18 protein-coding genes and 2 riboswitches are annotated in these 18,598 nt (G+C 54.9%); of the genes, 14 read left to right on the top strand and 4 right to left on the bottom strand.

Annotation, left to right across the window (positions count from 1 at the left end; translation table 11 throughout):
- The first annotated feature begins 164 nt into the window (after nucleotides 1-164).
- The 8 genes from ACZ5PT_RS11890 (at nucleotide 165) to cobI (ending at nucleotide 7,652) form a co-directional block, all read left to right on the top strand.
- Nucleotides 165-1,070: an OmpA/MotB family protein gene (locus ACZ5PT_RS11890; protein WP_464263252.1), complete on the top strand. Its 906-nt coding sequence runs from the start codon at nucleotides 165-167 to the stop codon at nucleotides 1,068-1,070.
- A gap of 50 nt (nucleotides 1,071-1,120) precedes the next feature.
- Nucleotides 1,121-1,291: riboswitch (cobalamin riboswitch) on the top strand.
- Between the two features lie 83 nt (nucleotides 1,292-1,374).
- A riboswitch (cobalamin riboswitch) is annotated at nucleotides 1,375-1,564 on the top strand.
- A gap of 90 nt (nucleotides 1,565-1,654) precedes the next feature.
- A complete protein-coding gene (locus ACZ5PT_RS11885) occupies nucleotides 1,655-2,647 on the top strand; it encodes a sirohydrochlorin cobaltochelatase (protein ID WP_464263251.1) in 993 nt (330 codons plus the stop codon).
- On the top strand, nucleotides 2,634-3,518 hold the full coding sequence (locus ACZ5PT_RS11880; protein ID WP_464263250.1) for an ABC transporter ATP-binding protein: 885 nt from the start codon (nucleotides 2,634-2,636) through the stop codon (nucleotides 3,516-3,518). Before ACZ5PT_RS11885 ends, ACZ5PT_RS11880 begins: the two co-directional genes overlap by 14 nt.
- A gap of 157 nt (nucleotides 3,519-3,675) precedes the next feature.
- Nucleotides 3,676-4,419: an ABC transporter permease gene (locus tag ACZ5PT_RS11875; RefSeq protein ID WP_464263249.1), complete on the top strand. Its 744-nt coding sequence runs from the start codon at nucleotides 3,676-3,678 to the stop codon at nucleotides 4,417-4,419.
- The gene (locus ACZ5PT_RS11870; RefSeq protein WP_464263248.1) at nucleotides 4,416-5,366 is read left to right on the top strand and encodes a FecCD family ABC transporter permease; all 951 of its coding nucleotides are present in this window, start codon (nucleotides 4,416-4,418) and stop codon (nucleotides 5,364-5,366) included. Before ACZ5PT_RS11875 ends, ACZ5PT_RS11870 begins: the two co-directional genes overlap by 4 nt.
- Nucleotides 5,359-6,096, top strand: coding sequence for an ABC transporter ATP-binding protein (locus ACZ5PT_RS11865; RefSeq protein ID WP_464263247.1), 738 nt, complete (start codon nucleotides 5,359-5,361; stop codon nucleotides 6,094-6,096). The genes ACZ5PT_RS11870 and ACZ5PT_RS11865 overlap by 8 nt, the downstream gene beginning before the upstream one ends.
- A complete protein-coding gene (locus ACZ5PT_RS11860) occupies nucleotides 6,047-6,826 on the top strand; it encodes an ABC transporter substrate-binding protein (RefSeq protein ID WP_464263246.1) in 780 nt (259 codons plus the stop codon). The genes ACZ5PT_RS11865 and ACZ5PT_RS11860 overlap by 50 nt, the downstream gene beginning before the upstream one ends.
- Before the next feature lie 97 nt (nucleotides 6,827-6,923).
- Entirely contained in the window at nucleotides 6,924-7,652 is a 729-nt protein-coding gene (gene cobI / locus ACZ5PT_RS11855) for a precorrin-2 C(20)-methyltransferase (protein ID WP_464263245.1), read from the top strand.
- A gap of 27 nt (nucleotides 7,653-7,679) precedes the next feature.
- Here the strand turns inward: cobI and ACZ5PT_RS11850 are convergent, their stop codons facing one another.
- The gene (locus ACZ5PT_RS11850) at nucleotides 7,680-8,837 is read right to left on the bottom strand and encodes a diguanylate cyclase (RefSeq protein ID WP_464263244.1); all 1,158 of its coding nucleotides are present in this window, start codon (nucleotides 8,835-8,837) and stop codon (nucleotides 7,680-7,682) included.
- A gap of 271 nt (nucleotides 8,838-9,108) precedes the next feature.
- Here ACZ5PT_RS11850 and ACZ5PT_RS11845 point away from each other — a divergent pair, with 271 nt between their 5' ends.
- From ACZ5PT_RS11845 to ACZ5PT_RS11830, 4 genes are all read left to right on the top strand, one after another.
- Complete coding sequence (locus ACZ5PT_RS11845) at nucleotides 9,109-9,768, top strand: TetR/AcrR family transcriptional regulator (protein WP_464263243.1); 660 nt, start codon at nucleotides 9,109-9,111, stop codon at nucleotides 9,766-9,768.
- The gene (locus ACZ5PT_RS11840) at nucleotides 9,750-10,826 is read left to right on the top strand and encodes an efflux RND transporter periplasmic adaptor subunit (RefSeq protein WP_464263242.1); all 1,077 of its coding nucleotides are present in this window, start codon (nucleotides 9,750-9,752) and stop codon (nucleotides 10,824-10,826) included. Before ACZ5PT_RS11845 ends, ACZ5PT_RS11840 begins: the two co-directional genes overlap by 19 nt.
- Nucleotides 10,827-10,935: 109 nt before the next feature.
- A complete protein-coding gene (locus ACZ5PT_RS11835; protein WP_464263241.1) occupies nucleotides 10,936-14,055 on the top strand; it encodes an efflux RND transporter permease subunit in 3,120 nt (1,039 codons plus the stop codon).
- On the top strand, nucleotides 14,052-15,314 hold the full coding sequence (locus tag ACZ5PT_RS11830; RefSeq protein ID WP_464263240.1) for a TolC family protein: 1,263 nt from the start codon (nucleotides 14,052-14,054) through the stop codon (nucleotides 15,312-15,314). Before ACZ5PT_RS11835 ends, ACZ5PT_RS11830 begins: the two co-directional genes overlap by 4 nt.
- Before the next feature lie 231 nt (nucleotides 15,315-15,545).
- Here the strand turns inward: ACZ5PT_RS11830 and ACZ5PT_RS11825 are convergent, their stop codons facing one another.
- The 3 genes from ACZ5PT_RS11825 to ACZ5PT_RS11815 are packed head-to-tail and all read right to left on the bottom strand — an operon-like array spanning nucleotide 15,546 to nucleotide 17,118.
- The gene (locus ACZ5PT_RS11825; RefSeq protein WP_464263239.1) at nucleotides 15,546-15,764 is read right to left on the bottom strand and encodes a tyrosine-type recombinase/integrase; all 219 of its coding nucleotides are present in this window, start codon (nucleotides 15,762-15,764) and stop codon (nucleotides 15,546-15,548) included.
- A gap of 20 nt (nucleotides 15,765-15,784) precedes the next feature.
- The gene (locus tag ACZ5PT_RS11820; RefSeq protein WP_464263238.1) at nucleotides 15,785-16,717 is read right to left on the bottom strand and encodes an integron integrase; all 933 of its coding nucleotides are present in this window, start codon (nucleotides 16,715-16,717) and stop codon (nucleotides 15,785-15,787) included.
- Nucleotides 16,672-17,118 carry a phage integrase N-terminal SAM-like domain-containing protein gene (locus ACZ5PT_RS11815; protein WP_464263237.1) on the bottom strand — a complete coding sequence of 149 codons (447 nt, stop codon included), beginning with the start codon at nucleotides 17,116-17,118 and terminating at the stop codon, nucleotides 16,672-16,674. Before ACZ5PT_RS11815 ends, ACZ5PT_RS11820 begins: the two co-directional genes overlap by 46 nt.
- Before the next feature lie 145 nt (nucleotides 17,119-17,263).
- Here ACZ5PT_RS11815 and ACZ5PT_RS11810 point away from each other — a divergent pair, with 145 nt between their 5' ends.
- Nucleotides 17,264-17,689 (top strand): DUF2784 domain-containing protein, encoded by a 426-nt coding sequence (locus ACZ5PT_RS11810; protein ID WP_464263208.1) that lies wholly within the window; start codon nucleotides 17,264-17,266, stop codon nucleotides 17,687-17,689.
- A gap of 108 nt (nucleotides 17,690-17,797) precedes the next feature.
- The gene (locus ACZ5PT_RS11805) at nucleotides 17,798-18,478 is read left to right on the top strand and encodes a hypothetical protein (RefSeq protein ID WP_464263236.1); all 681 of its coding nucleotides are present in this window, start codon (nucleotides 17,798-17,800) and stop codon (nucleotides 18,476-18,478) included.
- Nucleotides 18,479-18,598 lie beyond the last annotated feature (120 nt).

Below are 18,598 nucleotides of genomic sequence, written 5' to 3'. Positions count from 1 at the left end.
TCACTCTCTAAACGAGCTTCAAGCTATAGCATAATGAGATCGCATCCCGCAACCGAAAATGGCTGTTCTTGCAGCGGAAATCCTCTTTACATTTCCGTGACTTGTGATAAAAATGGGTCTTTGATTAACCGGTCGCGCTTAGCTTTTATACAAGGAGAGATAAAATGAAAAGGATATTATTACCAGCACTACTTTTCCTGACCCTGTGGCTAAGTGCCTGTGTCAGTCAGAATACCTACCAACAAAAGGTCAATGAAGCTGATTTACTCAGTCGTGACGTCAGCCAGATGAGCGCCGACACGAAGCAACTCCGCCAGGGCAAAAAAGACCTCCAGGACGAGCTCTCAAAGTTGAATGCGCGCTTGGTTGACGTGTTGCAACAAAACTCCAAACTACAACGAAACCTGTTGGCGGCCGGTGCGGAACAGGAGCGCAAAGAAGGTGACCTCAGCCGCCATCAACAACGGATTGCGGCGATGCAAGACCAACTGGCCGACATGCAACAAATCAACGAGCAAATGCTGGCGACCATCGAAGAACTGCAGCAGCAGGTGGAGAAGGAAAAAATTGCCCGGGAGGCCCGTTTAGCCAAAGTTAAAAACACCTACGATCAACTGGTCGGAGCTCTCGAAGAGGAGATTAAACGGGGCGAACTGACCATCTCCAATCTGGAAGGACAATTGTCGGTCAATCTGCAGAATAAGATTCTCTTCGACTCCGGTAAAACTGAAATCAAAAAAGAGGGCCAAAAGGTCCTGCAAAGCCTCGGTGACGTGCTTAACAGCTTCCCCGAAAAAGCATTGCAAATCGAAGGCCATACTGACAACGTCGGCATCAGCAGCCGCTTGAGCGAGCGCTTCCCGACCAACTGGGAACTCTCGACTGCGCGGGCCACCAGCGTTGTCCACTTTCTGCAGGACAAGGTCGGCCTGCCGGGCGATCGTCTGGTCGCTTCCGGCTACAGTGAGTATCGCCCCATCGCCAGCAATGCCGATGCTGAGGGCAAAGCGCTGAATCGCCGTATCCAGATTTTACTCGTGCCCTACAAAGATTCGACCCTGACCAAATAAAGCACAACGCTTGACTTAAAACCAGCAGCTGCCGTATAACGGCCACTTAAACATTATTGACTTTGTCCAGCCAAGGGAAGAGGGGTGCAATTCCCCCGCGGACCCGCCGCTGTGAGCGAGGACGAAGGGCCACAATGCCACTGTGCTTGATATCGCGCACGGGAAGGCGGCCCCGAGGACGATTCGCAAGCCAGAAGACCTGCTGGACAAAAGGCCTTACCCTCCCCGGGACTATGGGAGATTGGCACAACGCAACGCTTCTAAAACGGATGAAGCCCGCGAACCTTTATGGTTTGCGGGCTTTTTATTTTCATCGGTTCCAGGTGCAGGAAAGTGGAGTGAAATTCTCCCGCGGACCCGCCGCTGTAACGGGGGACTGAACTTTTCAAAGTAGAGCCCACTGCCAGAATCTCCAATAGACACATCTGGTGGGAAGGGTGAAAAGTTCGGCATGATCCCGAAGTCAGAAAGCCTGCCTGGAAACCGCAACTGGCTGTGGATGGCAAACAGAGTCGGAGGGACGGGTGTACCCGGCCTCCGGAAGCTTGCCGGAGGCTTTTTTTCGATCTACGAGGAGGATCACCATGCGATACCCTGTTCTGAAAAACCTGCTAATATCTGTGCTCATCTGCCTGTTCTGCTGCGGAGGAAGTTTCGCCATGCAAGACAAAAACGCCAGCGCTGAAAAAACCGCCATCGTCGTCGCTTCTTTCGGCACCAGCTATCCTTCAGCGGTCGATTCGCTGCTGGCGATCGTCCGTGATATTAAGGCGACCTATCCGGAGACTCCGGTGCAGATGGCCTTCACCTCCAATATTATCCGCAAAAAATGGCACGCTCGGGCAACCGATGCCAATTACCGCAGCGCCCACCCGCAAGTCCCCGAATATTTCTATCGGATCAAAAACGTGCTCGGCACCCTCGCCGACTTTCAGGATCAGGGCTACAAAACCATCGTCGTGCAGCCCACCCTGCTGACCCACGGTGAGGAATTCCTCGATGTCGCGGCTTATATCGATGGATTGCAGTCAATTAAAACCCATAAAACGCGCTGGCAACCCTTCAACAAGATCTCTCTCGGTCGACCACTAATGGGGACTTGGGGCACTGAGCACCCCTACCACGAAGACTTACAAGCCCTGGTCGAAAGCCTGAGCGACGACGTGGATTTGGCCGCACAGCAACAGGCGGTTTTGATCTACATGGGACATGGCAACGACCACCTGTCCACCGGCCTGTATTACGAATTCGAGCAGTTGATGAATTTGCGTTATCCCCAGGTCAAAACCCTGGTCGGTCTGGTCGAAGGACAGCCGAGTTTCGCAACGGTCATGAACAAGCTGACAACGGTTGGCAAGCAGAAAGTTCTGCTCAAGCCGCTGATGGTGGTTGCCGGTGATCACGCCAGCAACGATATGGCCGGCGAGGAGAGCGACTCCTGGAAATCCCAACTGACAGCAGCCGGCCTTGAAGTAAGTGCCAGCATGCACGGGCTGGGCGACAATCCGAAGGTTCGGCAACGATTCATCAATCACTTGCAGGATGCTGCCACGGAGGCCGGGATTGAGCTGCGCTGAAGCCCTCAGTTGCAACGGCCGCCCCTGTGAGATTGAAGTCGCCGGTTTGACCCGCCGCTTTGGCAAGACGCTTGCCGTTGACAACATCGATTTCCGTGTCGGCCGCGGCGAGTTGTTCGCCTTTTTGGGGCCGAACGGTGCCGGCAAAACCACCACCATCAACATGCTCACCGGGCTGCTCAAAGCCGATGCTGGTGAAATCCGCTATCACGGCGAACTGTTTGACCGGCAGCGCCTCTCAGTCAAGCGCCTGATCGGCGTGGTGCCACAGCACAACAACCTCGACCGCGAACTGACCGCCGCCGAGAACCTGCTGATTCACGGCCGGCTGTTCGGCATGTCCAGAAAAAAACTGCAACAACGCATCGACAGCTGCCTCGAATTTGCCGATCTGAAAAGCAAACGCGATACCCCGGCTGGCAAGCTCTCCGGCGGCATGAAACGCAAACTGGTCATTGCCCGCGCCCTGCTGCATCAACCGGAAATCCTCTTCCTGGATGAACCGACCGTCGGTCTCGACCCGCATAGTCGGCGCAAGATGTGGGCCTTTTTGCACCGCATCAACCAGGAGCAGAATTGCACCGTCTTTCTCACCACCCACTATATTGAAGAAGCAGAGGCACTGGCCGACCGGGTACTGATTATCGATCAGGCAAAAATTATCGCCGGAGGCACCCCGGACCAATTAAAAAAATCGGCCGGCAATTTTGTCCTCGACATCTATCAAGAGGACGACATCCACAACGAATTCTTTAACGACCGACCGGCGGCACTGCAACGCTTGGAACAGCTCGACACCTCGGTACGCATCCGCGAGACCACGCTGGAAGATGTCTTTCTCCGGTTAACCGGCAAAAGGATCGAATCATGATGGCGTCACAAAAAAAAACCATCTGCTTTGTTTCTGCAATTGATCTCGCTGCTTCAGCGTACTGGTGTACGCTTCATTGCTCGCCAGTTGCGCGCCTTGCAGCTGGCGTTTTTTGCTTAGCCATGCCTGACTGCTCTTTCTTACGAAAGAGGCAACCATGATGCTGCACGGCGCGCGCGCCATCTACCTGCGTGAAACACTGATCCTGCGCCGCAAGCTGCTCAAAACCCTGCTCGCTTCGGCGGTCTCCCCGGCACTGTTTCTGCTCGCCTTCGGCTACGGCGTCGGTCGCGGCGCTCAAGTCGGCGGCGTCGATTACCTGGCCTTTTTGCTCCCCGGCCTGCTGACCATGAGCAGCATGAATCAGGCCTACAGCATCGCCACCGAGATCAACATCTCGCGCTTCTATTTCAAGGTTTTTGAAGAGTACCTGCTGGCACCACTACAGCGCTGGCAGATCATCGTCGGCGAAACCTGCTACGGCATCACCAAGGGGCTGATCCCGGTCGCCATCATCGCAATTTACAGCATGTTCTGCGGTGTCAGCCTACGCCTCGGCCCCCTGTTTTTGCTCGCCCTGTTGCTGCATCTGGCGATCTTTGCCCTGCTCGGTTTTGTTGCGGCGATGATCGTTAAAAGTCACAGCGACCAGGCGACCATCAATGCCTTCCTGATCACCCCGATGATGTTTCTCTCCGGGACATTTTTCCCGGTCGAACAGATGCCGCTGGCGATCCGCGCCGTCGCCAGCATCTTCCCGTTGACCTACTCGACGCAGCTGATCCGTGCCACCTTGACACCGGGGGCGGAGATTGATTATGCGTTGTTCGGGGTATTGGCGGGAATCCTGCTGGTACTATTTCTGATCGCCAAACGGATCGTTGCCAAGGTCGAAATTTGAAAAAACTGCTCATCATCATCTTTCTGCTGACCCTGGCCGCCGCCTGCCTGGTCGGCTCAACGGCCATCAACCCGCTTGCTGCCAGCCCGGTTGAGCGCGACATCCTGCTTTCACTGCGGCTACCGCGGGTCCTGTTTTCCGCAGTCATCGGCGCAATGCTCGGCCTTTCAGGCAGCGTCTACCAACTGACGCTGAAAAACCCGCTGGCCGACAGTTTCACCACCGGCGCCGCCAGCTCTTCGGCTCTCGGCGCGGTATTAGCGATCGCCTTCGGCCTGCCGGTGGCACTGGTACCAATCGCCGCGCTGGCCACCGGCTTGATCGGCCTGATGACCGTTTACCGGCTGTCAAAAACAGATGGTGTCATCAACCCGGTCACCATGATTCTAGCCGGCGTGGTGATGAATATTGTCGCCTCCTCGGTGATCAGTTTCGCCAAGTATTTTTTCGAAGACTCGCTGTCATCGATCGTTTTCTGGTTGATGGGTGGCTTCTTCGTGGTCGACTGGGGCAAGCTGCTGCTCTGCACGGCGGTCTTCGTGGTCGCCTACCTGCTGTTCAACGGCCGCGCCCTGCAATTGAATATGCTCGCCCTCGATGAACACTCGGCGCAAAGCCTTGGCGTCAATGTCGACCGCTTGCGCACCCTCTCCTTTGTCGTCGCCACCGCGCTGGTCGCCGTAGCGGTCAGCCATACCGGCATTATCGGTTTCGTCGGTTTGATCGTGCCGCATGTCGCCCGCAGCCTGTTCGGCAGCGATATGCAGCAAAACATGTTCTTCTCCTCGCTGCTCGGCGCGCTGCTGCTGGTGCTGGCGGATGCCGCCTCACGCACCATCATCCCCGGCGGCGCCGAACTGCCGGTCGGCATCATCACCGCCCTGCTCGGTGGCATCTTCTTTCTCTACCTGCTGAAAACCCGCCGTGAGAGGTTCTGGCATGGCTGAGTTGCGGGTCAAAAAGCTGAGTTTTAGCCGCGCTGAGTTCCATCTGCAACTGGATGAACTGCAGATTCAAGCCGGCGAAAAGGTCGCCATCCTCGGTGAAAACGGCAGCGGCAAGAGCACCCTTCTGCAACTGCTCTGTGGAACACTGTCAGGTCAAGGCGCGATCAGTTATGACGGCCGACGACTGAAGCAGATTCCGGTTGCCGAACGGGCGCACATATTCTCCCTATTGCCGCAGTTTTCTGAAGTCATTTTCCCCTTCAGCGTCGAAGAGGTGGTGCTGTTCGGCCGCTTCCCGCACAGTCGCGGTAACAGCTTCAGCGCGCAGGATAAACAGCTCAGCGAGCAGCAACTGGAAATGCTTGACCTGTTAAACCTGCGGCAGCGACAGTTCAATCAGCTTTCCGGCGGCGAAAAACGCCGGGTGATGCTGGCCCGGGTACTCAACCAGCAGGCCCCGATCATCTACCTGGACGAACCGAACGCCGGTCTCGATATCCGCCATACGCTGGAGATTTTCGAACGCCTCGCCAGTCGCGCCGAGACGGTTATCTCCCCGGTCCATGATGTTAATCTCGCCGAGCAATTTTTCCAGCGTTTCCTGCTGCTGAAAAAGGGCAAGCTGCTGGCCGATGTCAGCCGTGAGCAACTGACGGCCGAACTTCTTACGGAGACCTACGATGTCCAGGTTACTCGCGGCACTGCTGCTTTTACTTTTCAGCACCAATAGTTACGCGCTCCAGCGGATTATTGTGCTCGCTCCGGCGGCGGCCGACATCATCGAAAAACTCGATGCCAGCGGACTGGTGGTCGGCAAAACCCGTAACGTTGTGGAGTTCCCGCAGGCAAAAAAAGTCGGCTCGCACATCCGCCCGAACCTGGAAATCATCACCTCGCTGCGCCCCGACCTACTGGTGGTCTCTTCCAACAAGTTCTTCTCCCAAGCGATGGCCAGCGCTGTTGCGGCAAAGATCTTCTACTACAGTCCAAACACGTTGGAAGAGATTCTCCAGCAAACGCGCCAACTGGCCAGCCTGATCGACCGCAAAGAACAGGGCCTGAAACTGATTGAAGCGCAGCGCCAGAAGCTTAAAGCGCTGCAAACCATTGCACCGGTGCCACGCGTTATCTACGAAATCACCGAAGTCCCGCTGACCATCGCCGGGACAAAAAACATCCTCGCCGATATTATCGAAACCGCCGGCGGTAAGTTGGTCAGCGGCGGATCGCGCAAGATGCTGCGCTTTAATCCCGAGGCGGTGCTGGCCCTGCAACCGGAGATCTACCTTTGGCAGGTCGGGCCGATGAACCAGCAGCCGACGCCGCCGACAGAACGGGGGCAGTACCTACTCCTAAAAGCAGATTACCTGCAAGTCGACCAATTGCAGTATTCACGAGCCAACACACAAAGCTTTGATAATGTGCTGGAATTGAATCGCTATTTTATAGAGCGACAATAAGGTAGGGGCGCCCCATGGGTCGCCTGGATTTTCGTTTACCCACACGCGGGCGACCTGTAGGTCGCCCCTACAAAATAGAATCAACGAAGGATATATAATGCAAGCCCAACCCGGACACTTCTACGCCGTCGGCATCGGCCCCGGCTCGCCCGACCTGTTGACGGTACGAGCAGTCAAGATCATCGAGTCGGCCGATATTATCCTCACCCCGCAAGCCAAAGGGAGCAACCGTTCACTGGCGCTCAGTGCCATCGAACCCTACCTTTCAGAGCAACAGGTGATGACGGTTAACTACCCAATGCAGCGCAACGGCAATACCACGCGCGAACGCTGGAATAGCGTTGCCGGCGATGTATTGGCAAAACTGCAGCAGGGTAAATCAGTCGCAATGATCACCATCGGTGACCCGCTGATCTTCGCCACAACCAGCTACCTGCTCTATGGCCTTTCCGACGACGTTGAAAAAGAGAGAATCCACCTGGTTCCCGGCATCAGCGCTTTTCAGATTGGCGCCAGCCGCTTTCACGACCCGCTGACCCTGCAGGAAGACCGACTGACCCTGATGTCAGCAACCGATATAGCTGCAGTCGAAAACGCTCTCGATCACTGCGAAACGTTGGTGCTCTACAAAGCAGCCGGGGTGATTGAACAACTGTTGGAATTGCTAAAAAAACGCGACCTGCTGGCGACAAGCAAACTGGTCAGTTGCGCCGAACAGGGTGATGGTGAATTGCTGGTTGACAGCTTGGAAGATTGGATCCCGGGGGATTTAAACTACATGACGACCATGATCATTCGGATTGGCAAGCGGGACTGGCGGGAGTAATCGCCGAAGCTTGTCTGCGAAATACCATCAGCTTGCTTCGGAGTGTGGCGACTCATAGACGACCCGATCGCGCCCGGTCTGCTTGGCCCGGTAGAGAGCCTGATCGACCCGCTGAATCAGGCTATCGATACTGTCGTCGGTCCGTAACTGGGCAACCCCCAGACTGACGGTCAACTGCCCCACGCTGGGAAAATGTTCCTGCTTGATCTCCAGCCGGATCCGCTTGGCCAGTGGCGCAGCCTCGTCAAACTGGGTCGCCGGCAGAACAATCAGAAATTCCTCGCCGCCCCAACGGATCAGCATATCCCCCTGCCGAATCAAGCTACGGACAACATCACATAGATATTTCAGCACCTGATCACCGGCACTGTGACCGTACTGATCATTGACCCGCTTGAAATGATCGATATCCAGCATAATGACCGAAAAGGGCAGCTTGTCATGCAGGGCGCGCTGCTGTTCGATGACGGCAACCTCGTCGAACTTGCGGCGGTTATAGGTTTCGGTCAGGGTATCGGTCACGGCCATTGTTTCGACCTGCCGCAGCAAGGTGTTCATATTAGCTGCCAGATCGCTGACCTCGTTCAAGGCGCTGTTCAACTCGTCGGTCCGCTCGGCAACTTTTTGTTCCAGTAAAGTTCCCGCTTGGCGTACTTCCTGTTCTGCTTTCAGCCGACAGCGATTTTCATCGCCCAGCTGGACCAACAGGCCGATAAAACGCTGGAAAAACTTCACCCAAAAATCGATCCGCTCCCTCGCTACGATCGGCACCTTTTCCAAGGCCTGCAAATAGGTCGGTTGATCGTAACCATAAGCCTGCGCCTGGCGACGGAAATAATCACCATCGGGTGAGACATACAAATACGGGCTAAGAAAGAACACCCCCAGCAATGAACCACGCAGACGGATCGGAACAGCAACCATCTCCAAACCAAGCGGACAGGTTAGATGGAGGGCATCACCATCGACACGTTGAAATACGGATTCCAGATTCTGCTGACAGAGCAGTTGACTTTGCGGATAAAAACGATGAAACCCTGAACAAATCGGTTGCTCGCCCAAAGCAATCAGACTCTGTTTATTTTTATCAACAATGCGCAGCGGGACACCAACCGACTCGAAGAAAAATTGCGCCAACTCCAGCAGCTTCGCGATATCAACAATCTCCTGGAGGTTCACGGACATAAATAACCTTAAGACAAGCAAACACGAAAACAAGCCATTGATCAACAAACCTCTATCAAAGGATCAAACTTACATTAAAATATCATAAAATTCCTATTTAACAATTATTTAGCTAAATGATATCTGTCAGTTTAGAAACAGAACCTTTTGCACTGCGCCTCGCGCAGAAAAATCCCTTTAACAGGGTTTCCCTAATTGACAAATAGATTTCCACACAAGTTGCTGAGAAAAAAACTTGACTCATTTTAAACGCTGTTTAAAATGTCGCGCTATGAAATGCCAAAAAACCACTGTTGACATGAATGCCCGTGACCGAATTCTGACTGTTGCCGAGGAGATTTTTCTCCAAGACGGCTTTGATGGAGTCAGTGTCCGCGAACTGACCGAAGCCGCGGGAGTCAATGTTGCTCTGGTCAATTACTATTTCGGCGGCAAACGGAATCTCTACCTGGAGGTTTTGCGCCAAAAGTTTACCAGTACGGCAGCAGCAAAATGTGCAAAACTACAACAAATAATTCTGACGCAGGAGCATCCAAGTCTGCGTCAGATAATTACCGCCTACGTTTTGCTCTACCTTGACAGTGATGAAACGATGCAAGCAACACAGCAGTTTCTGCGTCTGATCTCTCACCGCCTGGCGGAAGATGATGACGCAATGGAGCTGCTCCTTAAGGAATTGATTGTGCCGATTCATCTGATCGTTAAAAAATCGATGGGTGACATCTGCCCACAGCTGACGCAAGAGAAAATTTCTCTCTGTATCGGCAGTATCAGCGGCCAGATTTTTCACTTCCTCCGTTTCCCAAGCGCCTTCCAGATGCTGGTCGGGCTGCCGGAAAAAAGTAATCTGCGCGAACAAGTGATCGCCCATATCATCGAGTTTTCCCTGACGGGGATCAACGAGGAGACCACATGCAATTCAATCCCATAAAAGAGCTGCTTTTCGTCCTGCTGCTGGGCCTGTGCTGTCCGGCACTGACTCATGCCGAAGAAGCGAAGAAACCACAGGGTCCGCCGCCGATGCTGGTGGAAGTCGCCGCAGTCACCACCGGCACCGCAGAACCACTGGTCGAACTGGTCGGCAGCGTGCGTTATGCACGCGTTTCACGGGTGGCTGCCGAAGTCTCGGGAATTGTCGAAAAGGTCCACTTCAGTGAAGGTGCGCGCGTCACAGCGGGACAGCCGTTGGTCACCCTGCGCAGCGACTTGTTGCAGACCACTTTGGCGGGAACCCGCGCCAGCTATGAGCAGGTGTTGATCGAACTGGAGCGCGCCCGCAAGGATCTGCAACGGATCAAGTCGCTGTTCGAGGAACAATCGGTCGCCGAAACCCTTTATGACGAAAACCACTATGGCGTTCTGGCTCTGGAAAAAAGTGCCGCAGCCCTTAAAGCCTCACTCGATCATCAGCAACTAGAACTGCAGAAAACCAGTATCCCTGCGCCTTTTAGTGGTCTGGTACAGAGCAAACTGACCGAAGCGGGCGAATGGGTCGCCAGCGGCGGTCAGGTCGCTCTCGTTGCCGACGATCGATCCATTGAGGTCCATGTTGATGTCCCGCAGCAGTTGCTCGGCTACCTGCAGAGCGACCACCAAATAACCGTCCGCTGTAATGGAAAAACCTATGCCGCCAGTTTCATCCATTTCATCCCGCAAGGGGATGTCTCAACCCGCACCTTCACCGTCAAACTAAAGCTCAATGATGCTCGAGGACTGATCGAAGGGATGGAAGCTCACGCCAGGCTGCCAAACGGTCCCAAGTTGGAGGGCATGCTGGTGCCGCGTGATGCGGTGATCAAACAGTTCGGCAAGAATGTTGTTTTCCTCGCCGCCGAGGGGACCGCTAAAATGTTGCCGGTACAAATCCGCGGCTATCAGGGAATGCAGGTTGCCGTCGAGGCCGAGGGCCTCAGCGCCGGAGCACAAGTGGTGGTCAAAGGGAATGAGCGGATTCGCGACGGACAGGCGATCAGGTTCAATAACCAGTAACGAGTGACCAACGACCAACGACCAATGACGAGTTCTGAAAACCGGACTTTGCTCCTGAGTGTAACTAGTTACCCGTCACGCGTCACTGCCTTCTACAGGGTTTACAACTATGGATATCATCCGTTTCTCCATCCTCAAACCGGTCACTATCCTGGCCGGTATCATCATGGTGCTGATGTTCGGCGGCATCAGTCTGACCCGCCTGCCCTACCAGCTCAGCCCGACGGTCATCGAACCGGAGATCCAGGTCACCACCACCTGGCGTGGCGCCACGCCCTATGAAATCGAACGGGAGATTGTCGAGGAGCAGGAGAATACCCTCAAAGGGCTGCCCGACCTGATCGAAATGGAGAGCGAGGCGCGCAACGGCCGCGGTAGCGTCACTCTGCGCTTTAAGGTCGGCACCAGTGTCGAAGAGGCGCTGCTGCGGGTCTCCAACAAGATCAACGAGGTTCCCACCTACCCGAGCGGGGTCGACAACCCGGTGGTCAATGCCTCCGGAGCCACCGCTTCGCCGGTCATCTGGATGATCCTGAAAACCAGCGCCGGCAATGAACGACCGGTGCAAAGCTATCGCACCTTCTTCGAAAATGACATCCGCCAGCATATCGAACGGGTCAAGGGGGTTTCCGACCTGTTCATCGGCAGCGGCACCGAAGAAGAGATGCACATCACCATCAGTGCCGAAAAACTGGCGGTTTACGGACTGACCGTCAACGACGTCATCGCCGCCATTCAGGGCGAAAACATCAATGTCTCCGCCGGCACCCTTGGCGTCGGCCGGCGCGATTTCCGCATCCGCACCACCGGAGAATTTAAATCGCCGGAGGATATCGCCGCGGTGGTGCTGCGCTCCACCGGCCAGCAGCGGGTACTGCTCGGCGATCTGGCCGAAATCAAGCCCGGCTTTGCGAAAAAGAACTCGGTGGTGCTGCACAATGCCCTGCCTGGCATCGCCATCGGCGTCCGTCCGGAGGCCGGCACCAACATTCTGGAAATGACCAATCTGGTCGAAGAAAAATACCAGTGGCTCAACGAAAACAAACTGGCCCCGGAAAAGCTCCACCTGGAATGGGTTTACGATCAGCGCTTCTACATCAACGGCGCCATTGATCAGATCAAACAGAACATCATGTTCGGCGGCCTGCTGGCCATCGGTGTGCTGCTGATTTTCTTGCGTAGCCTGCGCGCCACCATTGTCGTCGCCACGGCGATTCCGATCAGCGTCGTCGGCACCTTTATTTTCCTCGACCTGCTCGGCCGCAATCTCAACGTTGTCTCCCTGGCGGGGATCGCCTTCGCCGTCGGTATGCTGGTCGATAACGCCATTGTCGTTATCGAGAATATCGACCGTCACCGGCAGATGGGAAAAAACGCCTTCGATGCCTCACTGGACGGCACCAAAGAAGTCTGGGGCGCGGTGCTCGCCTCGACCATCACCACCGTCGCGGTGTTTTTGCCGGTGGTCTTTATCCAGGAAGAGGCCGGTCAACTGTTCCGCGACATCGCCATCGCCGTGGTCGCCGCCGTCACCTTGAGTCTGTTCGTCTCAGTCTCGGTGATCCCGATGTTTTCCTACCGGCTGTTCCGCGTCAAAAAAGCCAAAACCCAGAAACACCTGCCACTGCTCGACACGCTCGGCCATAAACTCTCCAGCGGACTGATGTCGTTGGTTGAACTGGCGATCCGCAACTGGCTGACCCGCCTAACCACCCTGGCACTGCTGATCGGGCTGGCCGGTGCGTCTGTCTGGTTGCTGACGCCGAAAATGGAATACCTGCCGCAAGGCAACCGCAACTTTGTGCTCAACATCCTGGTGCCACCACCGGGTCTGTCGACTGAAGAACGGGTCGATATCGGCAACCGCTTTTTCGACATGGCCGCACCGCACATCGGTGCCGATGTCGACGGCATTCCGGCGATCAAGAATATGTTTTATGTCGGTTCCGAAGGCTTCATGATTGCCGGTGCGATCAGCGAACACTGGGATCGCGCCAGTGAGCTGCTGCCGTTTTTCAACCGCATGATCTACAGCATTCCGGGGATGTACGGCATCAGCATCCAGCCGGGCGTCTTTGAATCGGGGATCGGTGAAGGCCGGGCGATCAAACTGAATGTCAGCGGCAACGACTTAAACCGCATTGTCGCCGCCTCCGGCACCCTGTTCGGCATGATCCGTGGGCAGATCGAAAACAGTCAGGTCCGCCCGATCCCCTCCATCGAACTGACCTATCCGGAAGTGCGGATCTTGCCCAATCGCGACCGCCTCAAAGCCAACGGCATGAGTACCCGCGACCTGGGGACCGCCCTTGATGTCTTGATGGACGGCCGCGTGGTCGGTGATTACAAGCGGGAAGGCAAGAAGAAGATCGATCTGATCCTGCGCGCCTCAGACCAGGAAATCTCCACGCCACAGGATCTCTACCAGGCGACCCTGGCGACGCCGACCGGCAAGCTGCTGCCGGTTTCATCGCTGGCCAGCCTGCAGGAGACCACCGGCATGGCCCAGATCCGTCACCTGGAGCGGGCGCGAACCGTCACCCTGCAGATCACACCGCCGAAAACAATGGAACTACAAACAGCGATGGAACTGATCAACCAGCAGATCATCCCCCAGGTACGCGAGATGGGCCTGCTCGAAGGACTGCAGGTCGACATGAGCGGCGCGGCGGAAAAACTAACCGAGACCCGTGAAGTGCTGCAGTGGGACTTTCTGCTGGCGATTCTGATCGCCTACCTGCTGATGGCGTCGCTGTTCGGCAACTTTATCTACCCGCTGATCATCATGCTGACCGTGCCGCTGGCCGGTGCGGGCGGATTTATCGGCCTGCGCCTGCTCAACATCTTTATCGCCCCGCAACCGATGGATGTGCTGACCATGCTCGGTTTTGTCATCCTCATCGGCGTGGTAGTCAACAACGCCATCCTCATCGTCCACCAGGCGTTGAATAATTTCCACGACGGCGGCATGGATTACCGCGAGGCGGTGCTTGAATCGACCCGCAGCCGCCTGCGACCGATCTACATGAGCGCCACCACCAGTATCTGCGGTATGCTGCCGCTGGTGCTGATCCCCGGAGCCGGTTCCGAACTCTACCGCGGCTTAGGCAGCGTCATCCTCGGCGGCTTGGCGGTATCGACCATTTTTACGGTTTTCGTCATCCCGGCGATCCTGATATTTGTCATTCGGATGGAAAAACGCAAAACCGTGCAGGAGGAAAGCAAATGAAACCGATCATAACCACACTCCTGCTGCTGTTGCTGCTGGCCCCGCAAGCGATGGCGCTGACCCTGGATGAAGCACTCGACGCAGCATTGCAGAATCACCAGCGGATCGAACAATTCCGTGCCAACGCTGACCGCTCTCGGGCAGCAGTCGGCATCGCCCGAGCGGCCTTTTTGCCAAGGATCGATCTCGATTACAGCTATCTCGAGCGGGATGAGGACCCACGCGCCCTCGGTGAAAAAAATTCCACCTTAAGCCTCGGTGCCGCGCTTAACCTGTTCAATGGCCTGAGCGATTACCACAATTACCGGGCTGCCAAACAGCGCGCCGAGGGCGCCGACTATCAACTGCAGGGCACCCGCGCCGATGTCATCCTGGAAACACAGCAAGCCTTCATCGAAGGACTGCGCGCCGCCCGTTCGGTGGCAACCGCCGCCGAAGGGGTTGAACTGCTGGAACGGCAGCAGCGCGACACCAAACTGAAATTTGACTACGGAGTGATCGCCCGCAACGATCTGCTGCGGGTCGAAGTCGAACTCTCTAGCGCCCGTCAGGACCTGCTGCAGGCCGAAGGGCAACAGCAGATTGCCCGCCGCCAGCTCGAACGCATTATGGGTGTCAGGTTGCCGGCGGAGGAGGTGTTGACAGAGCTGAGTAATAGCGCGCTGCAGGATTTTGATCCACAACTGATCGATAGCTACCGCCGGCAGATGCTGGACAATCGCAGCGAACTGCACTATCTGGGCAGTGAACTGCAAGCGGCCAAACGCGAGCAGCGCGCCAATAAAGGTGACTACCTGCCGCGCGTCGATCTGGCCATGGCGCACGAAGAATACGGCGACCAGCTCTCGCCGACCAGCAGTGACGACGAAGATAATCTGCTGACCCTGCGCGCCAGCTGGAACCTGTTCGATGGTTTTGCCCGCGAAAAAAACATTGCCGTAACAACTGCCCGCACCCGTTCGCTGGCAGCCGAACTGCGCGACACCGAAGCGACACTGGTGTTGCAACTAGAGACAGCCCTGCAAAACGCCCGCATCGCCCGTGGCCGCCAGCGAGAAGCGCGCACCGGCGTCACCTCGGCCGAAGAAAACTATCGAGTCACCGACAACCGCTTTGCCCAACAGCAAGCCACCACCGTCGACCTGCTCGACGCCCAGTTTCTGCTGACCCGCTCACGCAACCTGGAAATCGATGCCCGCTACGATCTCTATCTCAGTTCTGCACAGCTGGAACGGATTCTGGAGCAGCATAATCGCTAATCTTTTTTTGCTGCCAATCGGCAGGAGGCACCCCCCAGCTCCTGCCGATCGACAACGCCGAACCGCGCTGAAAGCTTTCCATTGACTTTTAATGAAGGCATCTCTTAAATTGTAGGTGTTCATGATTTTCAAGGGGGAAAGCACATGCCACTGAAAAATGAGCCAACCAACAACAGTCGACCGAGCGCACCAGCGCCGTCGGCTGTTGCTATTTCAAGTCCAAACCAACAATCAGACGAGAACCTGGCTGCGCCAATTGATCAGCTGAAGATAAATCGGCGCAGCCAGTATATCCCGATGCCGAAGCAACTCCTCAATTGTGCAGAAATCCGCTCCCGCTTCGAACAAATAAGCGGCAAAGGAATGCCGAAACGGATGACAACCGGAAAATTTGTCTATCTCGGCCCGACCATTCCGCCACCGGACAACCCGCTTTAACGAGCCGACCAAACAAACACCGAACAAGCGAGCTAAAAATCGACCGGACTGCGCACGGCAAGACCCGGCCTGTTCAGTACATGCGTATAGATCATCGTCGTCGCCACATCCGAGTGCCCGAGAAGTTCCTGCACCGTGCGGATATCGGTACCCGACTCGAGCAGATGGGTGGCAAAAGAATGCCGCAGCACATGGGGAGTGACCACCTTACTCAGACCGACCGCCTGGGCCGCCTGCTTGATACTTTTCTGCAGTGACGATTCATCAATATGATGACGGCGGATGTTGCCGCTCTCGGGATCGACACTCAAACGGTTCGCCGGAAACACATACTGCCAGCGCCAGTCACAAGCAGCAGCGGGATACTTCTTCGCCAGCAGCGATGGCATCCAGACCTTGCCGTGCTCACGCGCCAAATCCTCCTGATGAAGCTTCCGGGCAAAAGCGATCTGCTCCTCCAGTCGCGACCGATAGCGATCCGGCAGCACCGTGACCCGATCTTTACGCCCCTTGCCATCACGCACCAGGATCTGGCCATGCGCAAAATCAACATCCTTGCTCCGCAACCGCACGCCCTCCATCAACCGCAACCCGGCCCCATAAAGCAACCCCGCCACAAGTTCCTGAGTCTCGCTTAGCTCCTGTAACAGCGCGCTCACCTCGTCGCGGCTCAACACCACCGGCAAACGCTTCGGTTTTTTCGCCCGGGTGAAATCAGAGAAATCTCCCAACGGCTGACCGGCCACCTCCTGAAACAGAAATACCAGCGCGTTCAACGCCTGCTTCTGGGTACTGATTGCCACATCCTGCTTATCGGCCAACTCAGAAAGATAACACTTGACGGTGGTGCCATCCAGATCAGCAAGTTGACGCTGCGGATAACACTGCAAAAACCGCCGCGCCCAGTCAAGATAAGCCCTCACCGTTCGTTTGGCATACTGTCGACCACGCAACTCAAGCCGCATCCGCTCCAGCACCTGCTGATGGGTTTCGGAAAGTGCAACCTGCTTCGACGGTCGACTTTCCGGCGGCGGCGCAGGTGCCCCACCCGCCCAGGAACCGGAGCAGGATTCACCGCCCATGCCACTTGCAGGCAGTCGCGAAACAGATGCCACAGCGCCGAACGCGCCTGCCGATACTGCCACTCGCTCAACTTGGGTCGCTGTTGAATATTGTCCAGAAATGCCGACACATGCTCAGGCTGACAATCGCGGACAGAAATATGTCCGATAAACTTGATAAACTGCAGGCACCAGATCACGTACCAGCGGAAAGAATCGGCCTTGATGCCATTATTAAGCAGACAATCTTCATAATGACGCCAGAAAGAAGAATCGGGAGAGAACTCCCCCTGAGAATTTGCCATGGCCCCCCTCCATGTTTTCATTCAATTGTTACGCGAAAAAGTGTACAAATATAAGATAATGAATTTATGAGATTTTTCAACTGATATTATGGTTTCCGCAATATCCAATATCACGGAATCCGTCTAATCCCTGTTAGGTGGCAGAATGGAATCTGGCATGCCCTATCTGTTCGCGGCAGATTTAATTCTCTTCACCCATGCGCTTTTTGTCGCGTTCGTCGTCTTTGGCCTTTTGTTAATTTTTGCAGGCAAACTGCTTTCGTGGTCTTCGGTACGAAATCCGTGGTTTCGTTTGGCGCATCTCGTCGCAATCGGTGTGGTTGTGCTGCAGTCATGGCTAGGTGTTAAATGTCCTTTCACCACTTGGGAAATGGCGCTACGCGAAAGGGCCGGTGACACCGTTTATCCCGGTACCTTCATATCTCATTGGCTAGAGACGATTTTGTATTTCCGCGCACCGGAGTGGGTATTCATAGTTTGTTATACAGTTTTCGGGGCCCTGGTTCTGGCCAGTTGGTTCTGGGTTCGCCCACGTCCGTTTACTACACTTAAAAGACATGGTGCCACCTAACCACTAAATCAACGCGGACGGAAAATACTTCTGCTTTAAATTTGAATAGCTCGGTGGTGCTCGAACAGTTCGTCGCCGCCGGTTATCATGAACCGTTATGTGGCAACAATGAATGAAAATTTCGAAATCAATGAGCAGAACGTTTTAAGGGAAGCGCGTGAGTTGTCATTACGTATCAATGATAGCCTGCCCGAAAGAGTTGATCCTGCAGGCTTGACCTTGAAATCGAGAATACCTTTCAACACCGTGTCGTTAAGGGAGGTTTTGTGCCACAGAGTTGCTGAACTCTCCTCTACCGCCTTGGATTTATATGATTCAAAAAAGAAAATTTCATCCTACATTTTAATGCGGGCATGTGTAGAAACATGCGCTTCCATCTACGTACTAAGGAAGAAGATAGAAATTTTCTTAAAGGACCACGACGTTGAAGAGTTTTGGTCTCACGTACGCTCAGGCTTACTCGGGAGTCGAGAGGAAGATTCAAAAGTAAAAGCGAAAAACATTCTTACTTTTATTGACCATGTAGACAAAGAGCATAAAGGTTTCCGAAAAATGTTTGACACCTTATGCGAGTTTGCCCATCCAAATCATAGTGGTTTGCTGGGAGCATACAGTCAATTCGACAAAAAAAATATCTGGCTCGATCTTGGTCAGGAAATAGTTAATATTCATCCAGCTTTCGGGCTGGCACCATTTTACTTTAGCCTAGTCATTTTCGAAGAAGAATATAATGGAATGGTCCCTTATTTACGTGAATTAAATGATCATTTTGAGAAAAACGCCACATAACAAACTAATCAACCGGACGGAAATACTTCTGCTTTTGGCCAAAAGGCAAAATCTAAAATTTCGGTGGTGGCCGAACCTTTTCGTCGCCGCCGGTTATCATGAACCGTTAGAGTTCAAAGG

The sequence above is a fragment of the Desulfuromusa ferrireducens genome (genome assembly GCF_055389805.1).
The sequence above is the reverse complement of the archived record's forward strand: the minus strand, read 5'-3'. Positions and strand labels throughout refer to the sequence as shown.

Excerpts from the sequence above, each read along its gene's own strand:
- ACZ5PT_RS11890 (WP_464263252.1), top strand. The coding sequence starts at position 165 with ATGAAAAGGATATTATTACCAGCACTACTTTTCCTGACCCTGTGGCTA.
- ACZ5PT_RS11885 (WP_464263251.1), top strand. The coding sequence starts at position 1,655 with ATGCGATACCCTGTTCTGAAAAACCTGCTAATATCTGTGCTCATCTGC.
- ACZ5PT_RS11875 (WP_464263249.1), top strand. The coding sequence starts at position 3,676 with ATGATGCTGCACGGCGCGCGCGCCATCTACCTGCGTGAAACACTGATC.
- ACZ5PT_RS11865 (WP_464263247.1), top strand. The coding sequence starts at position 5,359 with ATGGCTGAGTTGCGGGTCAAAAAGCTGAGTTTTAGCCGCGCTGAGTTC.
- ACZ5PT_RS11860 (WP_464263246.1), top strand. The coding sequence starts at position 6,047 with ATGTCCAGGTTACTCGCGGCACTGCTGCTTTTACTTTTCAGCACCAAT.
- cobI (WP_464263245.1), top strand. The coding sequence starts at position 6,924 with ATGCAAGCCCAACCCGGACACTTCTACGCCGTCGGCATCGGCCCCGGC.
- ACZ5PT_RS11850 (WP_464263244.1), bottom strand. The coding sequence starts at position 8,837 with ATGTCCGTGAACCTCCAGGAGATTGTTGATATCGCGAAGCTGCTGGAG.
- ACZ5PT_RS11845 (WP_464263243.1), top strand. The coding sequence starts at position 9,109 with ATGAAATGCCAAAAAACCACTGTTGACATGAATGCCCGTGACCGAATT.
- ACZ5PT_RS11840 (WP_464263242.1), top strand. The coding sequence starts at position 9,750 with ATGCAATTCAATCCCATAAAAGAGCTGCTTTTCGTCCTGCTGCTGGGC.
- ACZ5PT_RS11835 (WP_464263241.1), top strand. The coding sequence starts at position 10,936 with ATGGATATCATCCGTTTCTCCATCCTCAAACCGGTCACTATCCTGGCC.
- ACZ5PT_RS11830 (WP_464263240.1), top strand. The coding sequence starts at position 14,052 with ATGAAACCGATCATAACCACACTCCTGCTGCTGTTGCTGCTGGCCCCG.
- ACZ5PT_RS11820 (WP_464263238.1), bottom strand. The coding sequence starts at position 16,717 with ATGCGGCTTGAGTTGCGTGGTCGACAGTATGCCAAACGAACGGTGAGG.
- ACZ5PT_RS11815 (WP_464263237.1), bottom strand. The coding sequence starts at position 17,118 with ATGGCAAATTCTCAGGGGGAGTTCTCTCCCGATTCTTCTTTCTGGCGT.
- ACZ5PT_RS11810 (WP_464263208.1), top strand. The coding sequence starts at position 17,264 with ATGGAATCTGGCATGCCCTATCTGTTCGCGGCAGATTTAATTCTCTTC.
- ACZ5PT_RS11805 (WP_464263236.1), top strand. The coding sequence starts at position 17,798 with ATGAATGAAAATTTCGAAATCAATGAGCAGAACGTTTTAAGGGAAGCG.